12 protein-coding genes are annotated in these 14,157 nt (G+C 75.0%); 4 read left to right on the top strand and 8 right to left on the bottom strand.

Features of this window, described 5'->3' with window-relative positions:
• Positions 1-30 precede the first annotated feature (30 nt).
• On the bottom strand, positions 31-657 hold the full coding sequence (locus tag ABD160_RS23960; protein WP_344026241.1) for an SMI1/KNR4 family protein: 627 nt from the start codon (positions 655-657) through the stop codon (positions 31-33).
• 115 nt (positions 658-772) lie between these two features.
• Between ABD160_RS23960 and ABD160_RS23965 the strand changes: the two genes are divergently transcribed.
• Together ABD160_RS23965 and ABD160_RS23970 are read left to right on the top strand one after the other, a co-directional pair.
• Positions 773-1,150, top strand: a complete 378-nt coding sequence (locus ABD160_RS23965) for an FKBP-type peptidyl-prolyl cis-trans isomerase (RefSeq protein ID WP_344026243.1) — start codon at positions 773-775, stop codon at positions 1,148-1,150.
• Positions 1,147-1,659, top strand: coding sequence for a metallophosphoesterase family protein (locus ABD160_RS23970; protein WP_344026371.1), 513 nt, complete (start codon positions 1,147-1,149; stop codon positions 1,657-1,659). The genes ABD160_RS23965 and ABD160_RS23970 overlap by 4 nt, the downstream gene beginning before the upstream one ends.
• A 12-nt stretch (positions 1,660-1,671) precedes the next feature.
• Here the strand turns inward: ABD160_RS23970 and ABD160_RS23975 are convergent, their stop codons facing one another.
• The 5 genes from ABD160_RS23975 to ABD160_RS23995 all read right to left on the bottom strand — a co-directional run bounded on the left by ABD160_RS23975 (position 1,672) and on the right by ABD160_RS23995 (position 6,773).
• On the bottom strand, positions 1,672-2,655 hold the full coding sequence (locus ABD160_RS23975; RefSeq protein ID WP_344026245.1) for a C-terminal binding protein: 984 nt from the start codon (positions 2,653-2,655) through the stop codon (positions 1,672-1,674).
• On the bottom strand, positions 2,652-3,428 hold the full coding sequence (locus ABD160_RS23980; protein ID WP_344026247.1) for an HpcH/HpaI aldolase family protein: 777 nt from the start codon (positions 3,426-3,428) through the stop codon (positions 2,652-2,654). The genes ABD160_RS23975 and ABD160_RS23980 overlap by 4 nt, the downstream gene beginning before the upstream one ends.
• 56 nt (positions 3,429-3,484) lie before the next feature.
• Complete coding sequence (locus tag ABD160_RS23985; RefSeq protein ID WP_344026248.1) at positions 3,485-4,882, bottom strand: MFS transporter; 1,398 nt, start codon at positions 4,880-4,882, stop codon at positions 3,485-3,487.
• Between the two features lie 84 nt (positions 4,883-4,966).
• Complete coding sequence (locus ABD160_RS23990) at positions 4,967-5,638, bottom strand: GntR family transcriptional regulator (protein WP_344026250.1); 672 nt, start codon at positions 5,636-5,638, stop codon at positions 4,967-4,969.
• Between the two features lie 40 nt (positions 5,639-5,678).
• Complete coding sequence (locus ABD160_RS23995) at positions 5,679-6,773, bottom strand: TerC family protein (protein WP_344026252.1); 1,095 nt, start codon at positions 6,771-6,773, stop codon at positions 5,679-5,681.
• 468 nt (positions 6,774-7,241) lie between these two features.
• On the opposite strand from ABD160_RS23995, the gene ABD160_RS24000 reads away from it, so the two are divergent.
• Both ABD160_RS24000 and ABD160_RS24005 read left to right on the top strand, forming a co-directional pair.
• On the top strand, positions 7,242-10,436 hold the full coding sequence (locus tag ABD160_RS24000; RefSeq protein ID WP_344026255.1) for an ATP-binding cassette domain-containing protein: 3,195 nt from the start codon (positions 7,242-7,244) through the stop codon (positions 10,434-10,436).
• Positions 10,433-11,362: an ABC transporter permease gene (locus tag ABD160_RS24005; protein WP_344026257.1), complete on the top strand. Its 930-nt coding sequence runs from the start codon at positions 10,433-10,435 to the stop codon at positions 11,360-11,362. The genes ABD160_RS24000 and ABD160_RS24005 overlap by 4 nt, the downstream gene beginning before the upstream one ends.
• A gap of 91 nt (positions 11,363-11,453) precedes the next feature.
• On the opposite strand, the gene ABD160_RS24010 is transcribed toward ABD160_RS24005, so the two are convergent.
• Together ABD160_RS24010 and ABD160_RS24015 are read right to left on the bottom strand one after the other, a co-directional pair.
• Positions 11,454-12,653, bottom strand: a complete 1,200-nt coding sequence (locus ABD160_RS24010; RefSeq protein ID WP_425563656.1) for a GAF domain-containing protein — start codon at positions 12,651-12,653, stop codon at positions 11,454-11,456.
• A 192-nt stretch (positions 12,654-12,845) separates the two neighbouring features.
• Complete coding sequence (locus ABD160_RS24015; RefSeq protein ID WP_344026262.1) at positions 12,846-14,144, bottom strand: glycosyltransferase family 87 protein; 1,299 nt, start codon at positions 14,142-14,144, stop codon at positions 12,846-12,848.
• Positions 14,145-14,157: the final 13 nt, after the last annotated feature.

A 14,157-nucleotide genomic window follows, 5' to 3' on the forward strand; every position in this document is an offset into this window, starting at 1 on the left:
GAAACGTCCCCGGCGGCCGATTGGCCGCGGTCAGCGCAGGCTGCGGACGTCCCAGAACAGGAACGGATCGCCCGGCCGCGGCACCGGCGGCGCGGGCAGCGGGGACGCGGCGAGGCGCCGCAGGTAGTCCGCCACGCCGGTGCCGACGAGGCGGCGCTCGTCCTCGTCCGGACCGGCGACGACCAGCTGGCCGACCGTGCCGCCGGGCTCCGGGACCGTGTCGACGGCGATCGAGTTGCCGCCGCCGTCGGTCGCGAGCGGCCACCAGCCCGGGTCCCAGTAGCGGGCGCGCACCGGGTCGCCCGCCCGGACGGTGATCACGTCGTCGACGTCCGGGTCCGACTCCCCCGGCCCGACGATCTGCACCCAGTTCCGGTACTCGCGCAGCGCCTGGCCGAGCGGGAGCAGCGCGTACGTGCCGGGGAAGATCGTCGTCGTCACCGGGAGCGGCCCGGCGTCCGGCTGCTGGCCGTCGGACAGCGCGTAGAGCGCGCGCAGGCCGGGCGGGAACGGCCGGCCGAACTCCCGCTCCGCGGCGTCCACCGCGCCGGGCCCGGCGGGCGGCGCGGCCATCGCCGAACCGGGGTAGCCGGCCCGGTCCAGGGTGCCCAGCCAGGTCAGCCAGGCGTCCCGGACGTCACCGTCGGAATCGCGCACCCGCGCAGCCTGCCACGCCGTGCCCCGCCGCGGCCCGGTGGCGCGGCTCTGGCAGGGTCGCCCCGGACAGCCGACCGACGTCGGAACCGCACCGCACCGCGCCCAGGGAGCAGCCGTGACCGCACCGCAGAAGCCCGCCGTCGAGATCGTCGACGGCCCCCTGCCCACCGACCTGCTCGCCGAGGACATCAGCCTCGGCGACGGCACCGAGGCGAAGCCCGGCGACGCCGTCGCCGTGCACTACGTCGGCGTGTCGCAGTCCACCGGCCGCGAGTTCGACAACTCCTACGACCGCGGCCAGCCGCTGCGCTTCGGCCTCGGCGCCGGCCAGGTCATCTCCGGCTGGGACACCGGCGTCACCGGCATGAAGGTCGGCGGCCGCCGCCGGCTCGTCATCCCGCCGCACCTGGGCTACGGCGAGCGCGGCGCCGGCGGCGTCATCGCGCCCAACGAGACCCTGGTGTTCGTGGTGGACCTGGTGGGCGTGAACTGAGCTCGCTGCTGCTGATCTCCGACACCCACCTCCCGGCCCGGGCGAAGGACCTGCCCGGGCCGGTGTGGGCGGCGGTGGACGCCGCCGACGTCGTCGTGCACGCCGGTGACTGGTGCACGGTCGACCTGCTCGACCGGCTCGAGGAGCGGGCCGCCCGGCTGGTGGCGTGCTGGGGCAACAACGACGGCGACGAGCTGCGTGCCCGGCTGCCGGAGACCGCCCGGGTCACGATCGACGGCGTCCGCGTCGCCGTCACCCACGAGACCGGCGCCCGGCAGGGCCGGGAACGCCGCGCGCTCGCCGCGCACCCGGACACCGATCTGCTCGTGTTCGGGCACTCGCACATCCCGTGGGACTCCACCGCCGGGGGCCTGCGCCTGCTGAACCCGGGCTCCCCCACCGACCGGCGGCGGATGCCCACGCACACCTGGATGACGCTGACCCTGGACCGCGGCCGGATCGGCGACGTGGCGCTGCACCACCGGGAACCGGACCGCCGGCCGGGCTGACACCGGCCGGGCTCAGCCGGACGGGACGGCCCCGATCTCGTTGACCGGGTACACCGGGCGTTCCCCGCGCAGCACGCGGGCGACGTCGAGCACCGCCTTCTGCTTGGCCTCGTCGAACGACTCCACGCTGTAGTGCGCGGAGTGCGGCGTGAGCACGACGTTCGGCAGGCCCAGCAGCGGGTGCCCGGCCGCCAGCGGGGCCGGCTCCCCCTCGTGGGTGTCGATCCCGGCGCCGGCCAGGTGCCCGGACCGCACCGCGGCGGCGAGCGCCGTGTCGTCGACGAGCCCGCCCCGGGAGACGTTCAGCAGCACCGCGTGCCGCGGCATGCGGTCGATGACCCCGGCGTCGACCAGGTGCCGGGTCGAGTCGGTGAGCGGGACGTGCAGCGAGAGCACGTCGGAGCGACGGACGAGCTCGTCGAACCCGACCGGCTCCGCACCGGCCGCGGCGATCGCCTCGGCCGGGACCACCGGATCGGTGGCGAGCACCCGGTAGCCGACCGCCGCGGCGAGCTCGGCGACCCGGCGCCCGATGCGCCCCATGCCGACGATCCCGAACGTCTGCACGTCGGGCCGCCGGGTCCCGGCCGCGAGGGCGAGCGGTGCGGCGCCGTCGGCGTGCATCGCCCGGTCCAGCACCGGCAGCCTGCGGGTCACCGACAGCGCGAGCGCCAGCGCGTGCACCGCGACCTCGCGATGGTTCGCGTCCGGGATGTTCGTCACCCAGATCCCGCGCTCGGTCGCCGCGGCCACGTCGACGCTGTCCACCCCGATGCCGAACCGGGTGATCGAGCGGCACCGGCCGAGCCGGCCGATCACGTCCGCGTCGAACGGTTCGGCGAGGCTGATCACCGCGTCGGCGTCCCGGGTGGCCGTCACCAGCTCGTCGGCGGTCCGCACGTCCACGGTCTCGAACCGGACGTCCAGCCCGGCGAAGGCCCGCGCCGCCTCCTCGGCCAGCGGGATCCGGGTGCTGGTCATCACGACGCGGGTCATCGCACTCCCTCCGCGATCGGGGCGACGGCCTCCTGCAGGGCAGCCCACTGGGCGGCCGCGCCCTGCACCAGCCAGCCGATGTCGCTGCCCACCAGCAGCAGTCGCGCGCCCCGCCGGACGAACCCACCGAGCTCGGCGTCCCGGAAGCAGAACGCCCCGGGTGCGACGCCCTGCCGGACGGCGGCCGCGAACACCTCGTCGACGGCCGCCCAGAACGCATCCGATCCCATCGGGGTGCCCAGCGATGCGGAGAGGTCCCCGGGACCGATCACGACGGCGTCGACACCGTCCACCGCGAGGATGTCGTCGGCGGCGGCGACCGCCTCGACGGACTCGATCTGCACCGCGAGCAGTACCCGGTCGTTCTCCCGGGCGGTGAAGTCCGGGGTGATCCCGGCGCCGTAGTCGGCGCCGCGGGTCGCGCCCAGACCCCGGCGCCCGACCGGTGCGAACCGGGCCCGCGCGACGACGGCGCGCGCCTGCTCGGCCGACTCGACCTGGGGGACGACGATGCCGGCCGCCCCGGCGTCGAGCACCCGGTTGATGTCGCTGCCGATGTCCGGCACCCGGACGACGACCGGTTTCCGGCCGGCGTCGGCGGCCCGGACCAGGTTCTCCACCGCGGCCGGGTGCAGCGTGGTGTGCTCCATGTCGAGGCAGAGCGCCGCGAACGGGGTCCCGGACAGCGCCTCGACGGCGACCGGGCTCCCGGTCAGCGCCGTGGTGGCGTACAGCGGCTGCGCCAGCAGATGACGGCGGAGGTCGTGGGGCATGTGTGCTCCGTTCGGTGCAGGGTGGTTCGTGTGCAAGTCGGTCGTGTGCGGGCCGGTCATGTGCGGGCCGGGCGCAGCCCGGCGAGTGCGGGGGTGTCGGCGATGTCGTCGCTGCTCACCAGCGGCCTGCCGAGCACCATGCCGATCACGGTCAGCAGGTGGGCGAGCGCGATGAACCCGGCGACCAGCCAGGGCTCGCCGCCGAGGGCCAGCGCGAGGCCGCTGGCGATCAGCGGAGCCGGGCCCGCGACGAGTCCGCCCTGCAGCTCGCGGGACGACGTCATGCCGGACCCGCGGTACTCGGTGCGGAACAGCAGCGGCAGCAGCACCATCTGCGCGGCCATCGCCGCGGACCAGCCGACCGACCACAGGGCGATCGACGCCAGGATGATCAGGGCGAGCTCGCCGGTGCGCAGCAGGGCGAAGTAGGCGAAGGCGAGCGGGATGCCGGACAGCGCGCCGATGTAGAGCACCCGGACCGCGCCGATCCGGTCGCAGGCCCAGCCCCAGAACAGCAGCGCCAGCAGGCCGACGCCCATCATCGCGAGCGTGGTGACGAGGGTCTGGGTCGAGCTCAGCCCGATCTGGGTCGTCAGGTAGCTGATGCCGAACGCCTGCGCGACGAACCCGGTGACGTTCAGGCCCGAGGGCAGCAGGAACCCGGCGGCGAAGTTGCGGGGGTTCGCCCGGAAGGCGGCGGCCATCGCGGCGAGCGGGTTGGTCCGGGCGCGCTCGATCCGGCCGGCCCGGCGCTCGGCCTCGACCCGCTCGAACTCCGGCGACTCGCCGAGCCTGCGGCGCAGCAGCAGGCCGATCACGGTCAGCACCGCCCCGAGCAGGAACGGCACCCGCCAGCCCCAGGCGAGGAACGCCTGCTCGCTGAGCGAGGCGCTGATCACGGTGAACAGGATGACGGCGAGGATGGATCCGGCCAGCGTGCCGGCGACCATGTACGACGAGGTCAGGCCCTTGCGCTGCTTCCTCGTGGACTCGTTGACGAAGATCATCGCGGCGGCGAGCTCGGCCCCGGCACCGAATCCCTGGAGCACCCGGAAGGTCACCAGCAGGATCGGCGCCCAGACCCCGATCACCGCGTACGGGGGCAGCAGCCCGATGCCGGTCGTCGCGACGCCCATGAGCACGATCGAGAACATCAGTACCGGCCGGCGGCCCCACCGGTCGCCGGCGGCGCCGAGCACGATCCCGCCGACCGGGCGGGCGACGAAGCCGACCGCGAACGTGGCGAAGGTCGCGAGGACGGCGAACGAGCCGGCCTCGGCGAAGAACAGCGGGGCGATCACGAGCCCCGCGACGAAGGCGTAGAGCCCGTACTCGTACCACTCGATGAAGGTGCCCGCGGTCGCGGCGACGACCGCCCGCCGTTCCTCCTGCCTCGTCGGCTCGGGGACCGACGTGAGCGGGGACGGCGCACCTGGTGCCGAGGACTGCTGCATGAGAGCTCCTTTGCTCACCCACCGCCCAAGATTGGCGACTGTCGACACTTTATCGGCGTACTGGTCCGCCGTCGAGACCCACTTCTAACCCCGGTCGGCGACGCGCGCCGGATCGTTCATGCCGTGCTCGACGTGCCACTGCCACCGGGCGAGCACCTCGGACGGGTCACCCGACGCGATCGCCGCGCGGAGGCCCTCGTAGAGCTCGACGTGGTGGCGGTGCACGGTGGCGCTGTCCAGCACCGGGGAGACGTCGTTCGAGAGGAGCATGAGCCGGATCTGGTCGGTGAGATCGGCGTAGCGGGCGTCGAGCCGCGGCATCCGCACCGTGGCGACGACGGCGGTGTGGAACGCGGCGTCCGCCTCGGCCGCCGGGCGCGACCCGGACTCGGGATCGGCCAGGGCGTCGATCAGCGGTTCGAGGTGCGACACGTCGAGCCGGTCGCGGACGATGATGCGCACCGCCAGGCCCTCGTCGGCCATCCGCAGCGCGGCCAGCTCCGCAGCGTCCCCCTCGTCGATCCCGGCGACCCGGTACGAGTGGTTGTTGGACTTCTCGACCAGCCGGGACTGCTCCAGCCTGCGCAGCGCCTCGCGGACCGGCGAGCGGCTGACCCCCATCGCCCTGGCGATCACCGAGTCCCGCAGCGGCGCACCGGCTTCCAGGTCGCCGCTGAGGATCTGCTCCCTGATCTGGCGATGGCACTCGTCGACGAGCGAGAGCATCGAGATCGTGCGGAACTCCCCGGCGGCCATGGCGGCATGGTAAGGGTTGCCGGCCGTCCGGCCCGCGGAGCTACTCGCTGCGCGGCGCCGTGACGTGGTGGTCGGCCTGCTCGTCCTCGGCGACCAGCCGGTCCGCCTCCTCGCGGGTGCGGGCCAGCGGCGGCGCGGTGATCGCGCTGCCCCGCTCGGCCAGCTCGGGCCGGATCCGGACCGCGACCAGGCTGCTGATCGTGGTGACGGCCAGCACCCCGATGATGACGGCCAGCGACACGCCGATCCCGATGTCGGGCACCGGCAGCGGCTCGCCGCCGTTGAGGAACGGCAGCTCGTTCTCGTGCAGCGCGTGCAGGGCGAGCTTGGCGCCGATGAAGGCGAGCAGCACCGCCAGCCCGTAGGACAGGAAGACCAGCTTGTTCAGCAGGCCGCCCAGCAGGAAGTACAGCTGGCGCAGCCCCATCAGCGCGAACGCGTTCGCGGTGAACACCAGGTAGGGCTCCTGGGTCAGGCCGAAGATCGCCGGGATGGAGTCCAGCGCGAACATGATGTCGGTGACGCCGATCGCGATCATCACGACGAGCATCGGGGTCAGCCAGAGCTTGCCGTCGATCCGCACGGTGGTCCGCGCGCCGTGGTAGTCCTCGGTGACCGGGAAGACGCGGCGGACCAGGCGCAGCACCCGGCCCTCCTGCCACTCCTCCTCGTCGCTGCCGGCGGCCTGCCTGACCAGCGAGAACGCCGTGTAGATCAGGAACGCGGCGAACAGGTAGAACACCCAGCTGAAGCGGTCGATGACCGCGGCGCCCGCGGCGATGAAGATGCTGCGCATGACCAGCGCGATCACGATGCCGACCAGCAGCACCCGGTGCTGGTGGATCACCGGCACCTTGAACGCCGACATGATGATCAGGAAGACGAACAGGTTGTCGACCGAGAGCGAGTACTCGGTCAGGTAGCCGGCGAAGAACTCCCCGGCGTAGCCGCCACCGGCGACCAGCCACACGCCGACGCCGAACGCGACGGCCAGCGCGACGTAGAAGACCACCCAGCGGGTCACCTCGCCGAGGGTCACCGCGTGCGGCTTGTGGTCGTTCACGAACAGGTCGAAGCCGATCACCAGCACGAAGCCGGCGATCGTGACCAGCCAGACCCACAGCGGGACGTTCACGTAGTGCCTCCAGGACCAGGGCGTCGTCGAGTGGCCCGAGGTCTCTCCCGCCACGACGCCGCTGTCGGCGTCCGGCGTGGCCGGTGGTGCCGGGGAACGTGCGGGACGCTGCCCGCCGTCACCGTGCTGACGACACCACCGCGAACGGGATACTCCCCTGCGGATCGGGTCGAGTCTGCTCCCCGGTGCGTTGCGTGGCGAGACGGGGTGACCGACGGCACCCCGATGTACCCGATGGATGTCCCCGTCCGTCCGGTTCGTCGGTGTTGTGCCTGCTCCGGCGCGGTCCGGTGTGGTCCGGGCGGTGCGCCGGGGTGCCCCCGTGGATCGGGTCGTGGTCGTGCCGCCCGCGCGGGTCCTCGCCGGCGTCCGGCACCCCGCACCTCACCCGCCGAAGTGATCATGCGGACACCGGTGGGGCCGCGACGGCGGGCCCGACGCGATCTGCGTAGTTTCGAAGAGGTGCACGTGCGCCCCCTCCTCCGCCGGGCCGCCCCCGGCCCGCTGATCGCCCTGCTCGCCGCCGGCCTGCTGGTCTCGGTCGCGCCGGTCGCCGCGGCGGCGACCGGTGACGACGGCGGGAGCGTCGCCGTCACCGAGGAGCGGGTGGCGGTGCCGGCCGGCCCCGGCGAGCCCGGGACGGTGGAGATCGACACCTCCCTCTACCTGCCGGCCTCGGCGTCGGCGGACGCCCCGGCGCCGGCGGTGCTGGTGGCGCACGGCTTCGGCGGCAGCAAGGCCGGTGTCGATCGCGACGCCCGCGAGCTCGCCGACCGCGGTTACGTCGTCCAGACCTGGACGGCCCGCGGCTTCGGCGCATCGGGCGGTGTCATCGGGCTGAACGACCCGGACCGTGAGGTGGCCGACGCGTCCCGGCTGATCGACCGGCTCGCCGAGCGGCCCGAGGTGCAGCGCGACGGCGACGGCGATCCGCGGGTGGGCGTCACCGGCGGCTCCTACGGCGGCGGGCTGGCGTTGCTGCTCGCCGGGTACGACGACCGGGTCGACGCGATCGCCCCGTCGATCACCTGGAACGACCTCGGGCAGTCGCTGTTCCCGAACAACGCGGCACCGGCCGGCGGGCCGCTGCCGGGCACCCCGGCCGCCGCCGCGGACGCGCCGGACGGGGTGTTCAAGAGCGGCTGGGCCGGGGTGTTCTTCGGCTCCGGCGGCCAGGTCCCCGGCGGTGGTGCCGGGGCGGACGACGCCGGTGACGCCGGTGCGGGCTCGTTCGGCGGCGGCACCGGGGGCCCGGACGGTACAGACGGCACAGCCGGCGTAGGCGGCCCGGACGGCACAGCCGGCGCCGGCAGCACCGACGGCACCGGCGGCACCGGCGGCACCGGCCCGGACGGCGGCGGCGGACTCGGCGCGGGGACACCCGACGGTGCCGGCACGCCCGCCGGCGCCGGGGACGCCACGGGATCACCCGGGGGCGCGGGCGCGGCCGGCCCCGCGGACGCAGGCGCGGCCGGCCCGGGCGAGAGCGCACCGACCGGCGGCAGCGGGACCGTCCCGGCGCCCGGGGCCGTCGCGCAGCTCCAGCCCGGTCCCACCCCCGGAGCCCAGCTGACCTGCGGCCGTTTCGCGCCGGAGCTGTGCGCCGCCTACTCCGAGGCGGCCCGGACCGGCCGGATCTCCCCCGAGCTGGCCGCGCTGATGGACCGGTCCTCGCCGGCGACCGTCCTCGACCGGATCACCGCCCCGACGCTGCTGGTGCAGGGCGAGCAGGACACCCTGTTCGGCCTCGACCAGGCCGACGCCAACGCGCGCGGGATCGCCGCGAACGGCACCCCGGTGTCCGTGCTGTGGTTCGCCGGCGGGCACGACGGCGGCGCCGCCGACTCCGAGGTCCGCGGCCGGATCGGCGACTGGTTCGACGAGCACCTGCGCGGGCTCCCGGCCGCCGAGGGCACAGCCGGGTCGCTGGCCGAGGCGCCGTTCGCCTACCAGGTGCGCAGCAACGTCCGGACCAGCGGTGACACGCCCACCGGACGCACCGTCCTCGCCGACGCCTATCCCGGCCTGACCGGCGGCGAGACCCCCACGACCGGGGTGCCGCTGTCCGGCGACGAGCAGCTCGTCGTGCACCCGCCCGGCGGCAACCCGGCCACGATCACCTCGCTGCCGGGCCTCGGATCGGCGCTCGGGTCGCTCGGCTCGGTGGGCTCGCTGTCCGGGCTCGCCACGCCGGGCCAGGCCGCGCGGTTCGTGTCCGAGCCGGTCGCCGAGCCGATGCAGCCGTCCGGTTCCGCCCGGGTCACCGTGCAGGTCGCCCGGGTCCCCGGCCAGCCCGCGCCGGAGACCGCGGTGCTGTTCGGCTCGGTCACCGCGCTGTCCCCGGACGGTCGCAGCACGCTGCTCGGCAACGCGGTCGCCCCGATCCGGGTCGCCGTCCCCGCCGACGGCTCCCCCGTCGAGACGACGGTGACCCTCCCCGGCGTCGTCGCCCCGGTCACCGCGGGCAGCAGGCTGATGGTCCAGCTGTCGACGACCGACCAGGGCTTCGCCTCGGGGACCGATCCGGCCGTCTGGCAGGTCGGGCTGGCCGGCGACCCGGTGCTGTCCGTACCGGAGGTGCCCGGCCGCACCGAGAGCGCCGGCACCGTCCCGCTGTGGCCGGTGCTCGGGACCGCCGGCGTGCTCGCCGCCGCGTTCGTGCTGTGGCTGCTCGCCCGGCGCCGGTCCCGGCACGCCGACCCGGACGCCGCGGCGCCGGCCGGCTCGGACCCGCCGCCGCTGGAGGTCCGCGCGCTCGCCAAGACCTACCGCAACGGCTTCCGGGCGGTCTCCGACGTGTCCTTCACCGTCCGGCGCGGCGCCGTGCTCGGCCTGCTCGGGCCGAACGGCGCCGGGAAGACCACCGTGCTGCGGATGCTGATGGGGCTGATCGCGCCGACGTCCGGTGAGATGCGCGCGTTCGGCAGGCCGATCCGGCCCGGCGCCGCGGTGCTGTCCCGGATCGGCGCCTTCGTCGAGGGCCCCGGCTTCCTGCCGCACCTGTCCGGCGCCGACAACCTGCGGCTCTACTGGGAGGCCACCGGCCGCCCGATCGAGCAGGCCCGGATGGCCGAGACGCTGGAGATCGCCGGGCTCGGCGACTCGGTGCACCGCAAGGTCGGCACCTACTCGCAGGGGATGCGGCAGCGGCTGGCGATCGCCCAGGCCATGCTCGGGCTGCCGGAGCTGCTGATCCTCGACGAACCCACCAACGGGCTCGATCCGCCGCAGATCCACGCGATGCGCGAGCTGCTGCGCCGCTACGCCTCCGGCGGGCGGACGGTGCTGGTGTCCAGCCACCTGCTGGGCGAGGTCGAGCAGACCTGCACCGACGTCGTCGTCATGCACCGGGGCACGGTCGTCGCCTCCGGCACGGTCGCCGAGCTGACCGCGGCCGGCGGCGGATCGACGTTCACCGTCGAGCCGGCCGGGCGGGCCACCGAGGTGCTGTCCGGGATGGACGGGGTCAGCGACGTCGTCCCGGGTGAGCAGCCGGACGTGGTGCACGCCCACCTGGCCGACGTGGGACGGGCCGAGGTGGTGACGGCGCTGGTCGCCGCGGGTGTCGCGGTGAGCGCGGCCGGGCCGCGCGGACGGCTGGAGGACGCGTTCCTCGACCTGGTGGGCCCGGAGGGGCGCGACGTGAGCGGGGGCATGCAGTGACGGACCGGGCAGCGACGGACCGGGCAGCGACGGACGACGAGCGCCAGCTCTCCACCCGGCGGGGGCACGTCGGTGACCTGGTCGCCGGCGAGGCGGCACCGCCCGCCGTCCCCGGCCGGACGCTGCCGTTGCGCACCGAGCTGGCCCGCCAGCTGGGCCGTCGGCGCACCCAGGTGGTGTTCGGCCTGGTCCTGGCGATGCCGCTGATCCTGCTGGCCGCGTTCTCCCTCGGTGACGACGACGGCCGGGCGTCCGGCCCGAACCTGGTCGACCTGGCGTCGGGCAGCGCCGCGAACTTCGCCGTGTTCACGCTGTTCGCGTCGGCGAGCTTCCTGCTCGTGGTGCTGGTCGCGCTGTTCTTCGGCGACACCGTCGCCTCGGAGGCGTCCTGGTCGTCGCTGCGCTACCTGCTCGCGGTGCCGGTCCCCCGGGCCCGGCTGCTGCGGCAGAAGGCGATCGTCGCCGGGCTGCTGTCGGTGGCGGCGTTGCTGCTGCTGCCGGTGGCGGCGCTGGTGGTCGGCGCGGTCGCCTACGGCACCGGGGACCTGGTGTCCCCGATCGGCGAGTCGCTGCCGTTCTGGACGGCGGTCGGCCGGGTCATGCTCGGCGCGGTGTTCCTGATGATCCAGCTCAGCTGGGTGGCCGGGCTGGCGCTGCTGCTGTCGGTGAGCACCGACGCCCCGCTGGGCGCGGTCGGCGGGGCGGTGATGGCGTCGATCGTGTCGCAGATCATCGACCAGATCGAGGACCTCGGGGTGATCCGGAACTTCTTGCCGACCCATTACGGCGACGCCTGGTCGGCGCTGCTCGCGACCGACGTCGACTGGGCCGACATGACCTACGGCGCGTTCTCCGCGGTCTGCTACGCGACGGTGTTCATGGCCGCCGCGGCCTGGCGGTTCACCCGCAAGGACATCACCAGCTGAGGCGACGCCGCGCCGGCCCGCCGAGATGCGTCCCAGCGCGAGTTGTCGATCTCCGAGGCCCGCTCCGCTGCATCTCGGCGGGGCGGGCCGGTCAGCCGCGCGCCAGCGCGGCGACCCCCGGGGCGGTGGACCCGCGGACGACGCGGCTGTGCGCCAGCCCGGCCAGGTCCAGCTCGACGCCGGGGGCGATCCGGTAGGGCCGGGCCAGCAGGATCCCGCCGAGCCCGCGGCGCAGCCGGGACATCTCGGCGCGCACCGTGACCAGGTGGGCGCGGTCGCCGTAGAGCCGTTCGGACAGCGCCGCGGCGTCCAGCCCGGTCGAGCCGGCCAGCGCGAGCAGGACCAGCACCTCGGCGTGCCGGGTGGACAGCGGATGCACCCAGCGGCCGGTGCCCTCGACGACGGCGCTCGGCGGGCGGCCGTCCAGGTCCAGGCTCAGCCGCATCCGCTGGGCGCCGCCGCCGGACGCCGGGCGCAGCAGCCAGCCGCCGGGCACCGGCTCGGGCAGGCAGGGCCCGAGCCCGTGCACCGCGAGGAGCCGGTCCGCGGTGGGCGCGGCGACCCGCTCCACCGCGGGCAGGCCGGTCGCGGCGGCCACCCAGCCGTGGTCGTCGACGACCAGCCCGGGGCCGGAGGTGCGGGCCAGCATCGGTGCGCCGATGGTGCGCAGCGCGTCGAGCCGCGCCTCGTGCCGCTGCCAGAGCCCGACCTCGGCGAGCCGCACGGCGGTGTTCACCAGCGCGACCGTCGTCGGGTGGATGGTCTCGGCCGGGCCGGAGATGTCGACGACGCCGAGCAGCTCGCCGCTGCGCGGGTCGTGCACCGGCGCCGCGGTGCAGGTCCAGCCGTGGTGGCTGCGGACGAAGTGCTCGGCGGAGAAGATCTGCACCGGCCCGTCCTCGGCGAGCGCGGTGCCGATGGCGTTGGTGCCGACCGAGAACTCCGACCAGTCCGCCCCCTCGGTGAAGCCGAGCGAGTCGGCGCGGCGGCGGACCGCGGAGGAGCCCTCCCGCCACAGCAGGACCCCGTCGGCGTCGGTGACGACCATGACGTGCCGGGCGTCCTCGGCGACCGAGGTCAGCGCGGACCGCAGCGCGGGCAGGACCGGCACCAGCGGGGACTCCGACCGCCGCCGCTCGACGACGCCGGCGTCGAGCGGGCCGGGCGGGTCGCCGGCATCGGGGTTCACACCCTGCGCGCGCACCCGGTCCCAGGACCGCGCGACCAGGCTGCGGGCCCGGCCGGGGGCGGCGTCGCCGGACAGCACGGCGTCGTGCAGGCGGGACAGCATCCGGGCGTGCCGGCCCAGGTCGGTGCCCGGCCGGACCGCGCAGATGCTCGCCTGGTCCCGGGCGTCACCGCCGGCAGGGTCCACATCCACCTCCACCGCACCCAGGTTAGGTCCGCGGTGTGGCCCGCGCCATAGCAGGACGGGCGGGCCGGCCGGGGCGGCGGACCGGCCGGCCGGGCCGGCGCACCGCGGTCAGCGGGGTTCGCCGACCCGCAGCCGCTCCGGTGCGGGCGCCTGCGGCCCGCCGGGGCGGCCCGGTCCGCGGGTGACGTACCAGCAGCCCAGCCCGAGCGCGATCGCCGAGGGGATGACGTAGCTCGCGCCGAGCACCTGCTCCCAGAGGCTCCACTTCATCTCGACGCCCCACACGTTCGGCATCCACCGGAACGGTGCGATGTAGAAGATCGCGGCGATCACCGCGCCCAGCGCCGCCCAGGCGACCGAGCGGTGCCGGATGGCGTGCGCGCCGATCGCGATCAGCCCGGGCACCACCCAGACCCAGTGGTGCGACCAGGCGGTCGGGGTCGCCATCAGCACGACCGCCGCCGTGGCGGCCAGTGCGAGCACCGGCTCCGAGCGGCGGATCACCGGGACCGCCAGTGCCAGCAGCACCGCGACGATGGCCAGCCACAGCACGGTGAACCAGGGCTCGGGGACCTCCTGGCGGGCGAGCACCGCCTGCACGGTCTCGTTGGAGAAGAACGTCGATCCGCTGACCCCGGCGGCGGGGCCGCCGACGAACCAGTACCGGTAGGACGACGCCGGATCGACCACGAACCCGACCAGGGTGGCGACGATCCCGGTGACGGCGGCGACGGCGCACGCCTTCCAGTCCCGGCGGACCAGCAGGAACAGCACGAACCCGGCGGGCGTCAGCTTGATCGCGGCGGCGAGGCCGAGCAGCATCCCGCGCGGCCACAGCGTGCGCGGGGCGAGGCAGTCGACCAGCACGAGCACCATCAGCACGAGGTTGATCTGGCCGAACGCGAACGTCTGGGCGACCGGTTCGGTCAGCAGCGCCGCCGCCAGCACCGGGACGCCGAGCACCACGCCGGCGCGCCAGCCGCCGGCCGGCCAGGCGATCCGGATCGCCAGCACGACGCAGATCGCCAGCGACACCACCGAGACGACGAACTGGGTGGTGAAGGCGACCGCGTAGGGGACGACGGCGAGCGGGATCATCGTGATCGCCGCGAACACCGGGTAGATGAACGGCAGCACCGGGCCGTGCAGCGGCGGCGGCAGCTCGCCGTACATGTCCCCGCCGGCCAGCCAGACCTGCACCCCGATCCGGTAGATGTCCAGGTCGAGCGCGTAGTTGCGGAGCCGGATCCAGGACCAGTAGAGCGACGCGACGAGCAGCGGCACGGTCAGCAGCAGCGTCACCCACGCGGTCGCCGCGGACCGCAGCCACGACACGACGCCGAGGTGCCCGTCGGAGCCGGCGCCGGGCGGGACGTCCGGGTCGGGCGTGGTGCGGGTGACGGTCACGCGGGCTCCTCCG

The organism is Pseudonocardia kongjuensis, from assembly GCF_039526905.1.
Taxonomy (GTDB): Bacteria; Actinomycetota; Actinomycetes; order Mycobacteriales; family Pseudonocardiaceae; genus Pseudonocardia; species Pseudonocardia kongjuensis.

Excerpts from the sequence above, each read along its gene's own strand:
- ABD160_RS23975 (WP_344026245.1), bottom strand. The coding sequence starts at position 2,655 with ATGACCCGCGTCGTGATGACCAGCACCCGGATCCCGCTGGCCGAGGAG.
- ABD160_RS23980 (WP_344026247.1), bottom strand. The coding sequence starts at position 3,428 with ATGCCCCACGACCTCCGCCGTCATCTGCTGGCGCAGCCGCTGTACGCC.
- ABD160_RS24010 (WP_425563656.1), bottom strand. The coding sequence starts at position 12,653 with ATGCTGTCCCGCCTGCACGACGCCGTGCTGTCCGGCGACGCCGCCCCC.
- ABD160_RS23990 (WP_344026250.1), bottom strand. The coding sequence starts at position 5,638 with ATGGCCGCCGGGGAGTTCCGCACGATCTCGATGCTCTCGCTCGTCGAC.
- ABD160_RS23985 (WP_344026248.1), bottom strand. The coding sequence starts at position 4,882 with ATGCAGCAGTCCTCGGCACCAGGTGCGCCGTCCCCGCTCACGTCGGTC.